The sequence below is a fragment of the Prolixibacter sp. NT017 genome, assembly GCF_009617875.1.
In the GTDB taxonomy this organism is placed as follows: domain Bacteria; phylum Bacteroidota; class Bacteroidia; order Bacteroidales; family Prolixibacteraceae; genus Prolixibacter.
In genome coordinates this window covers 2,767,056-2,785,439 of the sequence record NZ_BLAV01000001.1, presented here as the reverse complement: position 1 = coordinate 2,785,439, position 18,384 = coordinate 2,767,056, and the positions used below count along the sequence as shown (strand labels likewise).

At 45.4% G+C, this 18,384-nt stretch carries 17 protein-coding genes; 13 read left to right on the top strand and 4 right to left on the bottom strand.

Annotated features, from left to right (window positions below):
- Nucleotides 1-200 precede the first annotated feature (200 nt).
- On the bottom strand, nucleotides 201-1,631 hold the full coding sequence (locus tag GJU87_RS11455; RefSeq protein WP_153639647.1) for a radical SAM/SPASM domain-containing protein: 1,431 nt from the start codon (nucleotides 1,629-1,631) through the stop codon (nucleotides 201-203).
- A 262-nt stretch (nucleotides 1,632-1,893) separates the two neighbouring features.
- Here GJU87_RS11455 and GJU87_RS11450 point away from each other — a divergent pair, with 262 nt between their 5' ends.
- The gene (locus GJU87_RS11450; RefSeq protein WP_153639646.1) at nucleotides 1,894-3,645 is read left to right on the top strand and encodes a family 43 glycosylhydrolase; all 1,752 of its coding nucleotides are present in this window, start codon (nucleotides 1,894-1,896) and stop codon (nucleotides 3,643-3,645) included.
- Between the two features lie 273 nt (nucleotides 3,646-3,918).
- Nucleotides 3,919-5,514 (top strand): murein L,D-transpeptidase, encoded by a 1,596-nt coding sequence (locus GJU87_RS11445; protein WP_153639645.1) that lies wholly within the window; start codon nucleotides 3,919-3,921, stop codon nucleotides 5,512-5,514.
- On the opposite strand, the gene GJU87_RS11440 is transcribed toward GJU87_RS11445, so the two are convergent.
- The 3 genes from GJU87_RS11440 to GJU87_RS11430 all read right to left on the bottom strand — a co-directional run bounded on the left by GJU87_RS11440 (nucleotide 5,475) and on the right by GJU87_RS11430 (nucleotide 7,603).
- Entirely contained in the window at nucleotides 5,475-6,227 is a 753-nt protein-coding gene (locus tag GJU87_RS11440) for a murein L,D-transpeptidase catalytic domain family protein (RefSeq protein ID WP_153639644.1), read from the bottom strand. The genes GJU87_RS11445 and GJU87_RS11440 overlap by 40 nt on opposite strands.
- Before the next feature lie 227 nt (nucleotides 6,228-6,454).
- Nucleotides 6,455-7,198 (bottom strand): GNAT family N-acetyltransferase, encoded by a 744-nt coding sequence (locus GJU87_RS11435; RefSeq protein ID WP_153639643.1) that lies wholly within the window; start codon nucleotides 7,196-7,198, stop codon nucleotides 6,455-6,457.
- A gap of 60 nt (nucleotides 7,199-7,258) precedes the next feature.
- Nucleotides 7,259-7,603, bottom strand: a complete 345-nt coding sequence (locus tag GJU87_RS11430) for a YrdB family protein (RefSeq protein WP_153639642.1) — start codon at nucleotides 7,601-7,603, stop codon at nucleotides 7,259-7,261.
- Between the two features lie 235 nt (nucleotides 7,604-7,838).
- On the opposite strand from GJU87_RS11430, the gene GJU87_RS11425 reads away from it, so the two are divergent.
- The 11 genes from GJU87_RS11425 to GJU87_RS11375 all read left to right on the top strand — a co-directional run bounded on the left by GJU87_RS11425 (nucleotide 7,839) and on the right by GJU87_RS11375 (nucleotide 18,378).
- Nucleotides 7,839-9,629, top strand: a complete 1,791-nt coding sequence (locus tag GJU87_RS11425; RefSeq protein ID WP_153639641.1) for a TIM-barrel domain-containing protein — start codon at nucleotides 7,839-7,841, stop codon at nucleotides 9,627-9,629.
- 9 nt (nucleotides 9,630-9,638) lie between these two features.
- On the top strand, nucleotides 9,639-10,637 hold the full coding sequence (locus tag GJU87_RS11420) for a S9 family peptidase (RefSeq protein WP_153639640.1): 999 nt from the start codon (nucleotides 9,639-9,641) through the stop codon (nucleotides 10,635-10,637).
- A gap of 30 nt (nucleotides 10,638-10,667) precedes the next feature.
- The gene (locus GJU87_RS11415; protein WP_153639639.1) at nucleotides 10,668-11,384 is read left to right on the top strand and encodes a GDSL-type esterase/lipase family protein; all 717 of its coding nucleotides are present in this window, start codon (nucleotides 10,668-10,670) and stop codon (nucleotides 11,382-11,384) included.
- Between the two features lie 277 nt (nucleotides 11,385-11,661).
- Nucleotides 11,662-12,549 (top strand): DNA/RNA non-specific endonuclease, encoded by an 888-nt coding sequence (locus GJU87_RS11410; protein WP_228491965.1) that lies wholly within the window; start codon nucleotides 11,662-11,664, stop codon nucleotides 12,547-12,549.
- Nucleotides 12,550-12,757: 208 nt separating this feature from the next.
- The gene (locus GJU87_RS11405; protein WP_194831513.1) at nucleotides 12,758-14,194 is read left to right on the top strand and encodes a cell wall metabolism sensor histidine kinase WalK; all 1,437 of its coding nucleotides are present in this window, start codon (nucleotides 12,758-12,760) and stop codon (nucleotides 14,192-14,194) included.
- Nucleotides 14,187-14,867: a response regulator transcription factor gene (locus GJU87_RS11400; RefSeq protein ID WP_153639636.1), complete on the top strand. Its 681-nt coding sequence runs from the start codon at nucleotides 14,187-14,189 to the stop codon at nucleotides 14,865-14,867. The genes GJU87_RS11405 and GJU87_RS11400 overlap by 8 nt, the downstream gene beginning before the upstream one ends.
- Before the next feature lie 207 nt (nucleotides 14,868-15,074).
- Nucleotides 15,075-15,449, top strand: a complete 375-nt coding sequence (locus GJU87_RS11395) for a hypothetical protein (protein ID WP_153639635.1) — start codon at nucleotides 15,075-15,077, stop codon at nucleotides 15,447-15,449.
- A 69-nt stretch (nucleotides 15,450-15,518) separates the two neighbouring features.
- Nucleotides 15,519-16,589, top strand: coding sequence for a beta galactosidase jelly roll domain-containing protein (locus GJU87_RS11390; RefSeq protein WP_153639634.1), 1,071 nt, complete (start codon nucleotides 15,519-15,521; stop codon nucleotides 16,587-16,589).
- Between the two features lies 1 nt (nucleotide 16,590).
- Nucleotides 16,591-17,577 (top strand): beta galactosidase jelly roll domain-containing protein, encoded by a 987-nt coding sequence (locus GJU87_RS11385; protein WP_194831512.1) that lies wholly within the window; start codon nucleotides 16,591-16,593, stop codon nucleotides 17,575-17,577.
- A gap of 195 nt (nucleotides 17,578-17,772) precedes the next feature.
- Nucleotides 17,773-18,174: a DUF134 domain-containing protein gene (locus tag GJU87_RS11380; protein ID WP_153639632.1), complete on the top strand. Its 402-nt coding sequence runs from the start codon at nucleotides 17,773-17,775 to the stop codon at nucleotides 18,172-18,174.
- A 3-nt stretch (nucleotides 18,175-18,177) separates the two neighbouring features.
- Nucleotides 18,178-18,378, top strand: coding sequence for a ferredoxin (locus tag GJU87_RS11375; protein ID WP_153639631.1), 201 nt, complete (start codon nucleotides 18,178-18,180; stop codon nucleotides 18,376-18,378).
- Nucleotides 18,379-18,384 lie beyond the last annotated feature (6 nt).

Sequence of the window (18,384 nt, the reverse complement as noted above, 5' to 3'; positions counted from 1 at the left end):
CGCCGGGAAGTAAACGGCCCATGGACTTTTGCCCATGGCTTCGCCGGGAAGTAAATGGCTCATGGACTTTTGCCCATGGCTCTGCCGGGAAGTAAATGGCTCATGGACTTTTGCCCATGACTTTGCCGGGAAGTAAACGGCCCATGGACTTTTGATCACGGGCTCCCTGAAAGTTGGACCGTTTCGTCGTCTTTCAGGCTTTAAGTCAAATAAGTTTTTCTCCAGATTTCTTCTGTCAGATGGGATAGTTCCCGGTCGTATTCGGTCAGGAAGCGGTAATATTCTTCATCGGTACGAATGATTTCCGCTTCCGGATTTTCCGGAATGGCTTCGTCCGGAAGAATGTTTTTGCGGAAATTATCGAAGTTATCCTTGATGGAGCATGGCATCAGAATATTTTCACGGTGATGCCCGTTTTCGAAGCCATATTGATGCTGCCATTTACGTCCGTTCTTCATCAGTTTCGAATGCAGTCCATCGGCCAGCGTTTTCCCTTCGGCATACAAATCGTTCACGTTATCCTGGTAAAAAGGAACGAACACACAAGGCATGATTTTTCCATCCCAGTTGATGTAGAAGTAACCACCCCAACGACCGTAGGCCAGGCAGCCCTCTGTTAAAGCCCCGCTGTTCCAAAAGTCGGCGACACAATAGCGCTTCTGTTCGATAAGTTTTTCCCACATGTGGTAAAGTTCGACCCGTTGTCGGGGCGTAATCATCAAATCGAGCAATTCCTTTCCTCGACCTACCGGCATCATCTGGAATTGCCACATATAGGTTGCTCCGAGTTGTCCGAAAAAGTAGTCGTAAAAATAGTCGTCGAGCAAAATATTGACATTCTTTTTCGTTGCGGTTACGGAAATGCCAAACGGAACACCGGCCTCCCGCAAATTAGCCATTGCATCTACCACTTGAGAATGAACACCGGTGCCTCTGCGTTCATCGGTTTGATGTCGATATCCTTCTACCGAAATGGCAGGCGTTACGTTGCCCAGTTGTGCCAGCCGTTGGGCTACTTCTTTGGTAATTAGTGTGCCGTTGGTGTAAATAAGGAAGAACATATCGTTGAACTCTTCGAACAGGTCGAGCAATGTTTTTCCTGAATCCTTATAAATGAAAGGCTCACCGCCGCTAATGGTCATGAAACGGCTGCCAAAGATATCGTGCACATCCCTGACGACCTGCCGAACGGTTTCATACGAAAGGCGATGATTAGCTGTTTCGTCACTCACCGCATAACATCCGTGACAGTTTAGGTTACAGGCTTGCGTAGGTGAGAGCACGCAAAACGCCGGCGGATATTCTCCGTATTTCTGAAAGTAGATTTCTCTGGCATCATTCTTTTTCTCAATCCGGTCGGTCTTCAGGTTTTCGCCAATAAAAACGCTGAGCATTTTTTTCATCGTGGCCGGAGATATGTGGCCTTTATCCAGGTTGTTTTTGATGCCATGGAGCATAGCCGAAACAAACTGATAGCGTTTTTCCAGCATGGAAGGAAGTGCATTACTTTTAGCAGTTAGAAATGTTTTGTGTAGATACCTGTCCAGTTTTTGTGAAGCAATGTTTCGGAATATTCGGTTAGTAATTGCTGTATTTACGGCCAGGCTAAAAACTTTGTTTTTAAGTGCCATTATCCGTTATTTTGGTGAAATAAAAAGTTACTAATTATTATCTGGTCAGACAATTAGAAGAAATCTAAATAAGTGTTTTACAATAAAATGTAACACGATTGTGATAGAGGAGGTAAACACTATAAGTTGTCCCGGGTATGCTATCGGGGTATGAAAAGTGAGGCTGGTGAATGATAAATGACCGCTGTCTGTTATTTTTGAAGAACAATAGCATATTGGATGAACTCACATCATCTGTCCTATGAGAATTAAGAAACACGACATGAAAACCAGAAAGTTATTTGTTTTTGCTGCTCTTGTGTTAGGGATGTCAACAATGGCATTTAAAGCAGAAGCCCAACCAAACCAGGACTCGGCTGAACAGCCGGTCACTTACTGTAATCCCATCAACATCGATTACACCTACATGATTGTTAATTCGCACAGGAATATTTCGTACCGCTCGGGCGCCGATCCGGCAGTGGTTTCCTTCCGGGGAAAATATTACATGTTCGTCACCCGTTCGCTCGGCTATTGGTACTCCGACGATTTAACCCACTGGCTATTCATTAAGCCGCAGGACTGGTATTTCCAGGGCTCCAATGCACCAGCTGCCTACAACTACAAGGATTCCATTCTGTATGTTACCGGCGATCCTTCCGGGAATATGAGTTTGCTCTATACCGACAATCCCCGAAAGGGTGATTGGAAGGCGGTACCGGCCATTTTGTGGAACCTGCAGGACCCGGACTTTTTCATGGATGATGGGAAGGCTTACATGTTTTGGGGCTCGTCGAATACTTTTCCCATCCGGGGAATGGAGTTGGACCCGAAACAACGCTTCATCAAGAAATCAGAAACCGTCAAATTATTCAAACTGCATGAAGATAAGCACGGTTGGGAGCGCTTCGGCCCGAATCATAACGATCCGAAACTCAGCGGGTACATGGAAGGTGCCTGGCTAACGAAACACAATGGCAAATATTACATGCAATATGCTGCACCGGGTACAGAGTGGAATACCTACGCTGATGGAGTCTACATAGCCGATTCGCCGCTGGGGCCGTACGCGTACATGCCGAATAATCCGATCAGCTATAAACCGGGAGGTTTTATTAACGGCGCCGGTCATGGGAGCACGGTTGAGGGGCCCGGTCAACAACTTTGGCATTTCGCTACCATGCACATCTCGGTGAATTACAAATTCGAACGCCGGATTGGTATGTTTCCTACCTTCTTCGATAAAGACGGTTTGATGCATTGTAACATGAACTATGGCGATTATCCGCATTATGCACCGGCAGAGCCCGGCGAACAGGGAAAATTTACCGGTTGGATGTTGCTTTCGTACAACAAACCGATTGAAGCGTCGTCGCATTTGAAGGATTTTGTCCCGGAGCATGTGAACGACGAGCATGTGAAAACCTTTTGGGTGGTGGGCAACACCGACAAGCCTCAATGGCTGAAGATGGATTTGGGCTCGGTTTCGACCATTCGGGCCATTCAGGTCAATTACCATGATTATCATTCGAATATTTATGGCCGGCAAAAGAATCTTTATGAGCAATACGTAATCGAAGGCTCCGGCGATGGAAAGACCTGGTCCGTTATTGTCGATAAGCGGAACAACGACAAGGACGTTCCCAACGATTATGTGCAACTTGCTGAGCCGGTTAAGGCCCGTTACATCCGGTTTACCAGTTATCACGTGCCGACGCCTTATCTGGCGATTTCCGGATTACGAATCTTCGGTAACGGAAATGGGAAGAAACCGGGAAAAGTAAAGCAGTTTGAGGTGGTGCGCAACAGCGATCGACGCGATGCTCACCTGACCTGGAAAGCGCAATCCAAAGCACAGGGATACAATGTACGCTGGGGAATTGCTCCTGACAAGCTTTACAATTCGTGGCTGGTTTATGACAAAGATTCGCTCGATATTCGCAGTCTGAATATCGATCAGCCTTACTACTTTTCCGTAGAAGCCTTTAATGAGAACGGGATTTCACCGGCAACGGAAACGACAAAAGCGAAATAGGATACAAAAGCAAAGCGATATCAAACCCGGGGGTCAGACATGATTTTCGGGTATTTTTTTGAAATCAACACTCTATCTACAGACGAATTAGAAGGAAATATTGAATACACTAGGATTTTGGGCTGCTTGTTCCGTAACTTTATACTAAGCAACAGTAGGTAAGGAGAACTCCGATAAGTGCAGTTTGCTTTCTGATTGATTGCCTTTCTTCCACCGTAAAATGTTCTTCCCCCGAATTGAGTATACGACGAGTATCGTCAAAGAAACCGTGCCATGAAAATACTCCGTCACATACTGATTTTACCCTTTATTTTCTTCGCTATCCTCTCTACCGATGGTGAATCGGTTACCTCGTGGATTCGGAAGAAAGTAGAGCATCTCGCTGCCCGGCAGACATTGAATGACACCGTTCATTTGTTTTGTTCTCCTACGCTTCAGAAACAGTATCACGAGCATTTCTATGCGCCGTTCTGGTCCAGCGATGTGCGAATTGACGAACTGATGTCTCTCATCCGTCACTGTGATGTGGATGGTCTGCAACCCATGGATTATCATTTGAGAATTCTCGATTCGCTTGCGCGGAAAACGGGCAATGAGAATGCGGCAACCCGGGATATATTGTTGACCGATGCTTTTATACTGCTTTCTTCGCATTTACTCAATGGAAAAATTGATCCGCAAACCATTACTCCCTGTTGGAATATTTCTCCGGTTGATGACCGAATCACCCGGTTTCTGATTGAACTTCCGTATGTTCGGGTGGGTGACTTCTACAGGAGTATCATCCCTCAAAGCCATTTGTACGAAGGTTTGAGGCTCCAGTTAAAAAGGTACCGGGAGATTGAGAAACAGGGAGGCTGGAAAACAATACCTTCCGGGAAGATTCTCAGGCCCGGCAACGATGATTCACGAGTTGCATTGATCCGTAAAAGATTGCTCAGTACCGGCGAATATGACGGACCGGAACCGGAACAACCGAATTTTTATGATGACCAGTTGTCTGAAGCGGTCATTCTGTTCCAACGGAATCATGGTCTGGAAGCTTTGGGAACCATCGGTCCGCAAACCTTGGCAGAAATGAATACTCCGGCGTCGGAGAGAATCAGGCAAATCGAGGTCAATATGGAACGAATCCGGTGGTTGCCTGAATCTTTCCCGGATTACTATATTCTTATCAATATTCCGGACTACATGCTGTTTGTGTATGATCATCATATACCTGTTGGTGAACACAAAGTGATTGTGGGACGCACTTATCGCAAAACCCCCATCTTTCATTCGACGTTGCAATACCTGGTTTTTAATCCGACCTGGACCATTCCGCCCAATATTCTGAAATATGATATTTTGCCGGAAGCTCAAAAGGATTCAGGTTATCTTGCTCAAAGAAATATTCAGGTATTTGAAAGCGACGGAACAAAACTGAAACCGGAGGAAGTAAATTTTGCGAGTGCAGATGCTCCCGGCTACACGTATCGTCAGCTTCCGGGAGATCAGAATGCCCTCGGAGTCGTTAAGTTTGTATTTCCCAATCCATACAACGTATTTCTGCACGATACACCCAGCAAGCGTTTATTCAACCGGGTACGACGAACATTCAGTTCCGGCTGTATTCGCGTCGAAAGACCGATCGAATTAGCTCAGTATCTGTTAATGGAGCAGCCCGAATGGACGTCGCGGAAAATCGATAAAACGATCGAGTCTCGCAAAACGCAGGTCGTCCGTTTCAATCGTAAGCCAGAGGTGTTTTTAGTTTATTTGACGGCGTGGGAAAACGATGATGGACAGTTGCAATTCCGGGATGATATCTACTCGAGAGACGAACCCATTTACAAGGAACTTAAATCATCGCCGGATGAGTCGAACTGAAATCCCAGGTATTTCGATTTCTTCAAATAAGACGGAACCGGCGAGTAAATGAAAAGGCACGATTTGTCTTTGATGGCTTCGATGATGGCTTTGCTTTTGGATGGGGGAACGGCAGGACAGCCCCAGCTTCTTCCGAGCCGGCCATGCTCTTTCACAAACTTTTGTGTTGCGTAAGGTGCACTGTGCATCACGATGGTACGCTCGCGGGCTTTGTCGTTGATGCCGGGTTCAATTCCATCAAGGTAAAGCGACAGGCCATATTTCCCGTGGTAAGTCGCACCAGTAAGATAAAATCCCAGGCTACTCATCTTCGACGATGGTCTATTGGAAAACTTCACTGCATGATTAACACCGGTATTTCTGCCGTGTGCCACCAATGTATTCTCAACAATTTTCATCGAATCCAGGTCGATTACCCATAACCGTTTGGCTGTCGAAGCCAGCGACATATCTATCAGTGTGAGGTAGCGGTTGTTTTCCAGTTTGTTTTCTTTCTCGATGGAATAGTAGCCGACGAGTCCATCCCGAAAGGCTGCGTATGAGGGTTTGATGTCCGTTGGTTGCAGGCAGCTATACAGCGAATCAATTCGATTCAGTTCATGTTGATACGGATGAGAAGGCGGCGTAACGGCATGCAAATCTGCGGTCCCCACAAGGAACATCGCCACAGAGAATGTGAAAATAAAGCGGTATAAAAAATGGTTTTTGGGCATAAAAGAAAGATGTATTCCTGCTTAATCTGTCATGGGATAATGTAAAATACAAACTGTGAGTTGCTTACATTATTGTTTGTCAGTGGCAAATATATTCAAATAATTGAAACAACCAATTTTGTTATGAATTTTTAACGAATTGTTTTTCAGCTGTTTATTATAAGATTATTTGATGTTGAATACATCTTTCTTTTATGAGTAGAATATTGCTCCTCTATAGAGGATATTCACTTTTGAGCCTTGACGTAATTACGGATGGTGAATTGCTCGTCAAAGCCCAGCTTCAGGTAAAGGCCTTTGCCCATTACTGATGCCTGCAAAGTGGCGTATTCCGCTCCATTATTGATGGCTTTGTTGAGGACAAACTTCATGATTCCCTCGGCCAATCCTTTTCTCCGCATCTCGGGAATCACGCCAACGCCGTGAACACCTGCAATCGAACCGGTTTGAAAAAGAATGGCCGTTCCCACCGGTTGATTTTGTTTCAACGCCAGAATATATTCGATCGAGCCCATCGTGTTGAGTAACGTCTCTTCGGTGATGCGGTAACCAAAAGCGGACGGATAAATATCGGCCCACCTTTTTGCGTCGGTTGGATTGGATATTACTCTGAAATCAAGTTTGTTTTCCAGTTGGAAGGGTGATGTCAATGGCAACGACATGGCCACTTGTTCAAATGTTTTAGTAAACCCATTTTTTTCCAGAATCTGGTTAGATTGGCTGTGGTATATATCCCGGTAGGGAATGGTAAAACGGGTATTTGAAGATTCGATTCTCTCCAAAGCTTTTGCCACGCTTTCCTGCGTAATATCTTCGTGAAACCACAACCGGTTGGGCCAGTCGGAGTTTCCGATTTCTGCATAGTCGAATACATCTCCGGCGAAATTTCCCCGGAAGGGAGTTGCTGCTGTTTTCCATAAGGAAGTAAGATTCTCCCAGTTGGCTATTATAAGGTCTTCTCTGCTTTTCATTTCAGGTTGATTAATAGAATTCCAATTATGAGGGATAAAATTCCTCAAAGCGAAAAATAATCAATAATCCTGTTTCCAGAGGTAGGCGAGGCTCACATTTAAAATCGAGATAATCGCAAAGGACAAAGCCCAACCCAAATGCCTGCTGCTATAGGCAAAGTATACAGCTAAAGCCATCATAGCCAGTTTGAAGATGGTTCGCACCGGGTTCTTCAATCGTCGTTTGGATTTCGGTGCAGCCCAGACGCCCCAAAGCAAAATGATAACCGCCGGAACTGCGATGGCGAGAACATATTTTGTCAGGCTGCTTTCTCCTTGTTGAAAGCCCCAGAGGCCAGCCAGAATGATGAGCCCCATTTCGAGCAGGAATGAAACCAGCAGGTTGATTTGTTTGATGAAGTTCATGAAAAACCGAATTCAATTAAGTGTAACGAATCGAACAATTGTATTATTGATAAGTTCGTTTGTCAATTTCCGAAATAGGAATTGATATCCCGGTATGGTTCTGAAAGAGAAACATACTGTATGGGTGAATATGGCTTTTGCGTTGGAAAAACGACCTAACCGCGACTGGCAAGAAGTTCATCGCAATAGCCTTGAAAAAAGGATCAACTGCTAAATCATGAATAAAAAAACATCGATGAAAAAAATCTTGACTCTTCTGATTGCCGGATTGGCCATTTTTCAATCGTGCTCGCCAAAGCAGCATCCCGATAATGCAGAGGCTGTAATGCCGGAAATGAAAATTGATTCCAACCTGGTCATTCCTCCCGCCTGGGCGTTTGGCGTATTGTACGGAGGCTATACCAATCAAAAGCAAACCATCCAGCGCATCGAAGACATAAAAGCGCACAACTATCCCATTGACGCGTATTGGATTGACTCGTGGTTCTGGAGCTTCGATAATCATGGCAAAGGTCCCAAAAAATATATAGACTTCGCGGCCGATACCACAGCTTTCCCTGATCGGAAAGCGATGTGGGATTTTATGCAGAAAAACGATATCAAAGGCGGATTCTGGATGTGGGATTGTATACAAAAGACAGGCAACGAGGCGGCCTTTAACGATTTCGAAAAGCGGGGGTATTTCTCCAGGGTATTCACGAATACGGATACATGGCACAACGCCGGAACGACGACGGCCATGTTCAATACCACCAAGAGTAAAGTGGCAACACCTACCGGGAATATCGATTTCGATAATCCGAAAGCGGTGGCTTACTTTCAAAAGCGTATGAAGCACTTTTTTGACGAAGGTGCTGATTTTATCAAGCTCGACCGGACATCGAAAATCAGCGTTTGCAAAGCAATGTTTGAGATGACACAGAAATTCGGCGAAGAAACCGAAGGACGGGGTTTCATTCTATCGCATACCGGAGGTACAGACAGCCCAACATACGAACGTTATCCAACCAAGTGGACCGATGATACCCGGTCGGACTGGACCGTGGAAAAGCCCACAAAGGAATTCAATTCATGGGTTCCCCGCGTGGCATTTAAGGAAAACATTGCCATGTACACCGATACCTCGAAAGCAACCAGCAAAATCCCGTTTCTGACCAACGATACCGGCGGTTTCGACATGGGAAAAACCGACCAATTGGACAAGGAACTTTACATCCGGTGGATGGAATTTTCGATGTTTTGCCCCATCACTGAGGTTTTCTCTCAGCCGGAAAATCCTACTTCCAATCTCGCTTACCTCTATTCCGAGCAGGCCGATACGCTCTTCAGAAATTATGCACACCAGCGGATGCAACTTTTCCCGTACATCTACACCTACGCGTTGCGGAGTCGACTGCTGAGTCAACACATGATTGGCAAGATCCCGGGCCATTTGTACGAATATCTGTTTGGCAACGACATGTTGGTTGCGCCGGTTTATGTGCAGGGAGCCGTTTCCCGCAAGGTATTTTTCCCGGAAGGAACATGGATTGACAAAGTAACCGGTGAAAAATACAAAGGGAATCAGGTGTTCGAAGTTGAGGCGCCTTTGGAAAAGATACCCGTATTTGTAAAAGAAGGGGCGATTATTCCTACCCGGAATTATGCGCCAACCATCGAAAGCGGGAACAACGATACCCTGACGGTCGATATTTATCCTTCGACAGAAGAATCGGGCTTTACGATGTACGAAGATGATGGCAAAAGTAACGGCTACCTGAATGGTGAAGTAGCCTCTACAATCTTCTCCGCCGGCAGGAGTGATGACAGGATTAATTTTACTATTTCACCTGTTGCAGGTAATTACAAAGGCATGAAACCGAGTCGCTACTGGCGTTTGGTTTTCCATGATGTATCGCAGCCGAGAGCTATTTTGGTGAATGGAAAGGAAGCGACTGGCTGGATGTACGATTACGAAAATAGAACGATTACCGTTCGCCTGAAAACTGCTAAGAAGAATGGTAATCAAGTAAAAATTAAACTTTAATAGCCCGGAATGATGAACATACGCCGAATTATTTTTTACGGATTGCTGCTAACTCTTATACTGACTTATGGAATAGCTTTCGGGCAAACGAAGAAAGAACCCAAATGGGATAATACGCTGAATAAATCGTGGCCATCCGGATTTCAGGTTGTGCAGATTCGGTCTTCGGCCGACCGAACGATGCAACCCGCCGTTTTTCATTCGGCTACGGGGACTGAAAAAATGCCATTGATTGTGTCGCTGCACACCTGGAGTGGCGATTACACACAAAACGATCCCCTGGCTACGCATGTTCTCAACCGGAACTGGAATTACATTCATCCCAACTTTCGCGGTCCGAACAATCATCCGAATGCTTGCGGTAGTCCGTTGGTGATTTCTGATTTGGAAGACGCGATTGATTATGCCGTTCAACATGGTCAGGTCGATACCAGCGAAATCCACATCATCGGTGTTTCCGGCGGCGGATACGCGACGCTACTGGCCTTCATGGAAATTCACCGGAAGGTGAAAAGCTTTTCGGCCTGGGTGCCCATTTCGAATCTTGTGAGTTGGTATCGGGAATCGGTGCCCCGGAAGAACAAATATGCCGGTGATATCCTGGCATCAACGTCAAAAGGGAAGAGCCTCGATGTGGCGGAAGCCAAAAAACGTTCCCCGATTTTTATGAAATATCCTGCAAAAGAAAGGGATGGTTCTCAGTTGTTCATTTATACCGGAGCCAATGACGGTTACCTCGGCTCAGTTCCGATTACCCAATCTATCTTGTTTTACAACAAGTTGGTGAAAGAGCGTTCCCGGCATCCCGAAAAGTATCTCGTTCCGTGCAAGGATATCGTTACGTTGCTGGCCGAGCGAAGTTTCCCGAAACCGGCTGTTCCACCAATGATTGGCGAGCGCAAAGTATATTACCATAAGTCATACAAAAACATCCATCTAACTGTATTCGAGGGGCGACATGAAATGTTGGACAAGGTCGCGTTGGATTATGTCCCGGTAGGAAAATAAGATGAATGCATTTGAAAGATTGCTCGAGTTATGAAAAAGACAAGCCCTGTATATAGCATTGTTATTCTGCTGGTTGTTTTGATGCTGCCTGCTTCGTTGTTTGCACAGAAGCCCGGCTGGTTAACCATTGGCGATTCGAATGGTCACGGTCCGGATGCCTGGCCGGCTCAGCTTCAACGGCTGTTACCATCGGCGGAAATTGTTAGTTACTCCGTTCCCGGGAATACGGTCGGTTTCGATAATCTTGGGCAGAAGCGGTTGAATACCTTACGCAATATTCACCAATATCTTCAGGAAACCGGGCAAACATTGAAAGGAAAGGCTCCGCAGTATATTCTTATCTGGCTGGGAACCAATGATGCCAAAAAGGTGTTTGCCCAAAGACAGGATGAAGTGAAAACGAATATGGTGTCGTTAATTGACAGCATCCGGACGTATTACCGCAAGCGGAATCAGAAAGCTGACATAACGTTAATCACGCCTCCGCCGATGAGTCCTGATTCCTGTATTCTTGAAAAATATCATGGCGGAGACAAGCGATTGGCGAATATTGTAAAAGTTTATGCAGGCATTGCTAAGGAGAAGCAGTGCCATTTCATCAATATTTATCAACCTTTTCACCCGGTTTTCCAGGCCATGAATAAAGACGGCGTTCACCTCATTCCGGAAGGCGAATACATCGTGGCGCGGTATATTCTGTTTCATATGAACATCCCGGAGTCGATGAAACCGGGGACTCATAGATAACAATACTTCATACCTTCCATTAATAGACCGCAGGAGCGAAATCAACATCGTTCTTGCGGTTTTTTTCTTCTGCTTGCTCAGGAACATCAAAAGATTTTTTCTTGTCAGTGATTGCCTGCTAACATGTTATAGGTCTGCAGCGCTTGAAAACCTCTCCTCTTCCCTAAAATCCGCAATATTCAGAGTGGTCATGCGTTTTATTGTATTGAACATATAATGGGAAATTTGGCAAAAGACGAAGTCGAACCATTGACTAGATGAATATCAAATGATAGCGATGAAACGAATCCTGGTAAGTATTTTATTGATGCTGCCTTTTACAGTATGGGCACAGACTTTTCTCCCTTTAAGCACGGGCGAAACGGTAAAACACACCTACTATACCTTGTCGTATAATGAATCGAAAGAACAGGCCAACTGGGTCTATTATCATCTCACGTCAGCTGATGTGAAGGGTAAAGAAGCGCGTACAGATGACTTCCGGCCCGATCCGGAAGTGAAAACGGGCTCTGCTTCGCTGGCTGATTACAGCCGTTCCGGCTATGACCGGGGACATCTTTGTCCGGCAGCGGCCATGCGGCTCAATCACAAATCGATGTCGGAAACCTTTTACTTGTCGAACATGTCTCCGCAGAAGCCAAGTTTCAACCGGGGAATTTGGAAAAAACTGGAAGCGCAGGTGCGAAATTGGGCGCTGATGGATGGTGACATTTATGTGGTTTCCGGCCCGATTTTCAAGAATAACCTCGGCTTTATCGGTCCCGATAGGATAACCGTTCCCGGTTTTTACTACAAAGTAGTGTACGACCCTCATGGTAAACAGAGAATGATTGCGTTTATTCTTCCGAATGGAACAGGCACGAAAACGCTACCGGAATATGTGGTTTCGGTGGACATGGTGGAAGCGATGACCGGCATTAATTTCTTTTCGGAATTGCCCGACAGCATCGAAAATAAATTGGAAGCAGCTGTCAACCCGGGCGCCTGGTCGTTCAGCTTCACGGGAATATCGACCTATTCGGCCAGCGCACACCATCCTTCGAAAAACGGTACAACCAAGGCGACAACTTCAAGGCAGTGTCAGGCCATTACCAAATCGGGTAAACGATGTTCCCGAAAAGCTGAACCCGGTTCGAAATATTGCTGGCAACATCAGAAAAAGTAGCTTCGGGATAGATCGTATGGCGTAGAATTGATCGAATTCCGTTAAATTTCAGGTTGATTTCATACCTTTATCAGGTTTTCTGAAGAATGTGAACAAGCCGATGATCCGAACTGTAGCCAAAATAAGCCTGGTTTTATTAGTGATAGTTGCTTTACCTCTGAGCTTCTATTTGGTGCGGGAGTTTTCAACCCTGACTAAAAATGAAAAGATGGTCCAACGTGTATTTAGTAAGCAGTTGGAATCTATTTTATATTCGGTTAATCAATATTCAGAAAACGTTGTTAATCAGTGGCGTCAAAGTCTCGACCAACCCGTAGCACCCGGCGGAGATGTGGAAAAAGGATTGGTCGACAATCTTTTCCAAAACAACCGTTCTGTTTTAGCGATTCGTTTTTTGGATTTAGCATCACACCAGGTTGAGGCTGAGTATTTCAATAGTGGTAAGGCTATCCGTATTGAGGAGTGGCCATCCCCGGCAGAAATTCAAAAACTACAAGACTTTCTGAAATCGAATTATCAGCGTGTTGACTCGAAGATGATGACCGACAGTACGCTAATGCTTTATTTTCTGCAGAAAAATCGGGAAGGAGAGCATGCTTGTCAATTGGTGATCAACCCCCAGACATTTGTCTTGCAAACCATGAGTCCTCAGATACAGCAGATAGCGCAGGACCTTTTCTTCATCAGTGTTTCCGATTCTACATCCGGTAGCGTGGTTTACAGTACTGAAGCGAATGATGAATTGGCCGGAAAAATTGAGAAAGCAGCTATGTGGTACATTCCTAGATATCAACTGGGAATCCGGTTAAAAGCGAAAACACTGGAGGAATTAGCATCCGAACGTACACAACGTGACAACTACATGCTGATTGGCCTAACGATTGTAGTGCTGCTGGGACTCTATTTTGTCATCTGGAACATCCGCAAAGAGATGAAACTGGCCGAGCTGAAATCAGAATTCGTTTCCAATGTATCACACGAGATACGAACGCCATTGGCTCTTATCAGCATGTACGCTGAAACTTTACTGCTAAAGCGGGTGAAGACCGAAGCGAAACAGGAGGAATATCTGCACACCATTCACCAGGAGAGCGGCCGGTTAACGGATATTGTCAACCGGATTCTTAATTTCTCACGACTGGAGAAAAACCGGTTGAAATATCAGTTCTCTATGGTCGACCTGGGAGAATTGGTTCCCGAAATATTGGCATCGATGAAATCACATTTAGAGGCTGGACAGGTCGATTGCCGTTTTTTGTCGGAAGTAAATGAAGCCTGGGTTTATGCTGATGGAGACGTGGTAAAAACGATGTTGGTCAATTTGGTCGACAATGCTATCAAATATAGCGCTGAAGATGATAAGAAAATTGAAATCCGCCTCGTGAAGAAGATTAAATCCGTTTGGGTTGAAGTGGAGGATAATGGCATTGGTATTTCCGCCAAGAATCAAAAGCATGTCTTCGACCAGTTTTTCAGGGTAACTGAAGGCGACTTGGCCCACAAAGCCAAAGGTTCGGGTTTAGGGCTGAACCTGGTGAAACGAATGATGAAGGCACACGGCGGCAGCGTAGCGCTGCGAAGTAAGCTGGGCGAGGGAAGTATATTCATTTTAAAATTTCCGGTAAAAAAACAGAACCATGCCTAAAATCTTAATCGTTGAAGATGAAGAAGCCATGCTGATTGGCTTGCGTGATAACCTGGAATTTGAAGGTTACGAAGTGGACACAGCCAACAGGGGTGATGACGGCTTCAAAAAGCTCCAATCCGGTTCATACGATTTGGTTTTGCTGGACGTGATGCTTCCCGGTATGTCAGGATTTGATGTATGTAAGAAAACCCGGGCAGAAGGCGACGATACGCCCATCATCTTGCTAACGGCCCGCGGGGAAGAGCTGGATAAAGTGCTTGGCCTGGAGCTGGGAGCGGACGATTATGTCACCAAACCTTTCAGCCTGCGGGAGCTTCTGGCCCGTATCAAGGTCATTCTTCGCCGGACGGCAAACGTTAAACAGGATGATTCGCCGCAAAGGGTGACCATCGGCCAACTCCAGGTTTCATTCGACGATTTTGAAGCGTTGCATAATGATGAACCCGTGAAAATGTCGTACAAGGAGTTTGAAATATTGCATTATCTCTACCGGCATGCTGGCCGGATTGTTTCGCGGGATGATATTCTCGATCAGGTTTGGGGCATGGATTACCAACCAACTGCTCGTACCGTCGATAACTTCATTGTCCGGTTACGGAATAAAATTGATACGGAAGATAGCCAGCACATCGTCACAGTTCATGGTATCGGCTACAAACTGGTGCTTTAATCCTGGTGAAAACGGTATTTTTTTCGGTAAGATGAATAAATTTTCTGTTGGCGTATCTTGTTTTTATTTAGCGAGATATGCGTGGGTTGTTCTTCCCGTGACATTTCTGTGACAACTTGTGGCATCTTATGACTTGCGTTTGACAGCGGGGTTACACCGGGGCTTTTACTTTGTGATAGTTAATCATGAAAACAAAAGCCTTAATCGATGAAAACAAAAAAAGTAATTTTAGCAATCGTCGCAGTATTAATGATGACGGGCCTGACTTTCGCCGGGGAGACGGGATTGAGTATGGCCGAAAAAAATCTGACCAGTGACATCCAGAAAAACTTCCAACGGGAAATCGGTCAGTTGCAAAACTATTTCTACGAGCACAATATCAATTCGCTGAAAGAGAATGTAACCATTAGCTTTTATGTGAATAGTGACCGGACGCTGAGACTTCTGCAGGTAATTACCGATAACAAGGAAGCCAAAGACTTTGTTAAATATATGTTTAGCAAACAGGAAGTAAAAGCCGACAGGGCATTGGCAGGCGAGGCATATACATTCAATCTGTATCTTCGCTACACCACGCCGTGATAGAACGGCTAACCTTAAATTCGGACGAAAGGAGTTTTTAAATATCTTGTACAGCAAATAATCACCATCATGACTCGTAAATTCATAATTGTCTATCTATTCATTTTTGCAGTGGCGGGAGTCTTTAAGGCTGAGGCGTCGGATTGGAGGTCATTGGCCGATTTGCGGGGCAATTGGTTATTCACGGTGGGCGATAATCCGGTTTGGGCAACTCCTTCGGCCGATGTGCATGATTGGGACAAGATTTACGCTCCTCGTGCCTGGGAAAATTACTACGAAGGGTATAACGGATATGGTTGGTACCGCAAGAATTTCAACATCCAAAGCTTACCGGCCTCCGGTTATGTGATGCTCTTTCTGGGCTACATTGATGACGTGGACGAGGTATTTATTAACGGAAAAAAGATAGGACAGACTGGTAAATTTCCACCGAATTTCCGAACAGCTTATAACGTGGAAAGACAATATGCTGTGCCGGTTTCGCTGCTTAAAAGAGAGAACAATGTTATTGCAGTTCGGGTATTCGATGAAGGAGGCGATGGCGGAATCCTCAGAGCCAACCGGTTTGGCCTGTATTACGATCGCGATCAGGCGATGATGACATTGGATTTAAGCGGAACCTGGAAATTCAGTATCGACAATTTTGGCAATATGAATAGTCCGGCGACAGACGATAGGAACTGGGCTGATATATATGTCCCGATGAAATGGGATAACCAGGGATATGGCGATTTTGACGGAATAGCCTGGTATCATAAGCGTTTCTCACTGCCCGAATCTTTGAAAGGACGGGAACTCTATCTCGTGCTGGGTAAGATCGACGATTTTGACAAGGTATATTTGAATGGAGAGAAAATAGGAGAGGTTGAAGATTTGCCAGGCTATTCCCGATTTCGCCAGGACAGGGCATGGCAGTTGTATCGCATCTACAAAATACCGTCGGATTTATTAAGGAATAAGAACTTGATTTCCGTTGAGGTGAAGGATATTGGCTTGGATGGTGGAATTTACGAAGGTCCGGTGGGAATTACGACAGAAGATGAAGTGAAAGCCCTGAGGGAAAATCTGCAGCGGAATAACAACAATGATGATGACAGTTGGCATTCAATTATACGCAACCTGCTCCATTTGTTCGACTAGCATGAAAAAATTTATCACCATACAATGGATAGTGCTCCTGGTACTGATAAGTAGCTTAAAGGTGTCTGCCGCAGCATTTAGCCCCATGGAACAAAGCCTGAACGGAATGTGGAAATTCCGGATTGGGGACAACATGGAGTGGGCATCGCCGAATTACGATGATTCCAAATGGAATTTGATTAAAGTGCCAGACCGGTGGGAGAATCAAGGATATAATGGTTATGACGGCTACGCCTGGTACAGGCTCTCACCTTTCATACCCGCTTCCATGAAAGATCAGTCGGTTATCCTGGAGATGGGCTATATCGATGATGCTGATGAAGTCTATTTCAACGGGACACTAATTGGCAAAACGGGTTCGTTTCCACCGCATTTCTCTACAGCTTACACAGCGCTGCGAAAATACCAGGTTCCTAACAACCTGATAAACTATGACGCAAAGAATGTGATTGCCGTTCGGGTGTACGATGCTCAGCTGGACGGAGGAATCATCGCCGGTGATTTGAAAATATACTCTGCTGGCTTTTTGCCGCAATTCGATATTAACCTGGCCGGAGAATGGCAGTTCAATAAAGGAAGGGATTACAGTGAGAGCCGTGCGCGCCCGATTCATGTGCCGGGCGCATGGGAAAACCAGGGATACTTCGGTTACGACGGGTACGCTGTTTACACAAAGAAAATTAACGTGAGTGCTGAACTGGCATCACAGCGCTTGGTCATGCTGGCCGGCCGCATCGACGATGCCGACATGCTGTTCATCAACGGAAAATACATTGGACAAACCGGGCAGTTTGGTGAAAATAATGGTAACATATACCGGGAGTTTCGGAACTATTTTCTTCCTCCCAACACATTGAAACCGGGAGAAAATTGGATTGAAATAAAAGTATACGACTCGGGCGGAGACGGAGGGATTTACGAGGGACCGATCGGAATTATGACTCAAAAGAAATTCAGAGAATACTGGAAAGCAAAGCGAAGAGACTAGTTTTTGCGAATAGAGCGAGGATTAGATTATCATGGTTCGAATAGCAGGTTGGAAACGACCTGCTATTTTTTGTGTTCGGGTAAAGAAGAACAAAAGAGACTTTTGGATGCCTTCAATGCCGTGGAGGTCTTTAAGGAGTTGAAAAGGAACAAATGTTCATCAAATTTCGTATTATTGTAGTGAAAATCCAATTTTATGCCGAACAGAAAAAGAAGTCGACGAGTAACCATGCCGCCGGTAATGGAAGGTTTCAGGCCCTTTGGTGTGCCGATGAAGAATCTGGAGCCAACTGTTTTGCTGGTCGAAGAATACGAGTCTATCCGGCTTGTCGATTATGAAAATCTGATACAGGAGGAGGCGGCTGAACGAATGGGAGTTTCCCGCCCGACCTTTACCCGTATATACGACCGGGCACGGAAAACCATTGCTGCTGCTTTCGTGGAGGGAAAGGCCATCCTGATTCAGGGCGGGAATTACGCTACCGATGATTACTGGTTTCGGTGTAACGATTGCAAAGAAGTGATGATTACGCTCAAACCTATTGGAAGTTGTCGTAAATGTCATTCAGATAACATTATATCATTAAATCCCGAGTAACCGATGAGTAACGAACCCATGGAATATAACGGCTATTGTATCTGTGTGAAATGTGATCTTCGCCTGGAACACAAAAAGGGGATGCCCTGCCGGGAAGTGAAATGCCCGAAATGTGGACGTACCATGCTAAAAGAAGGTTCTTACCATCATCAACTCTATCAACAAAAGTTCATCGATAACCGGGATCAGGACGAGCAACCCTAATGCGTT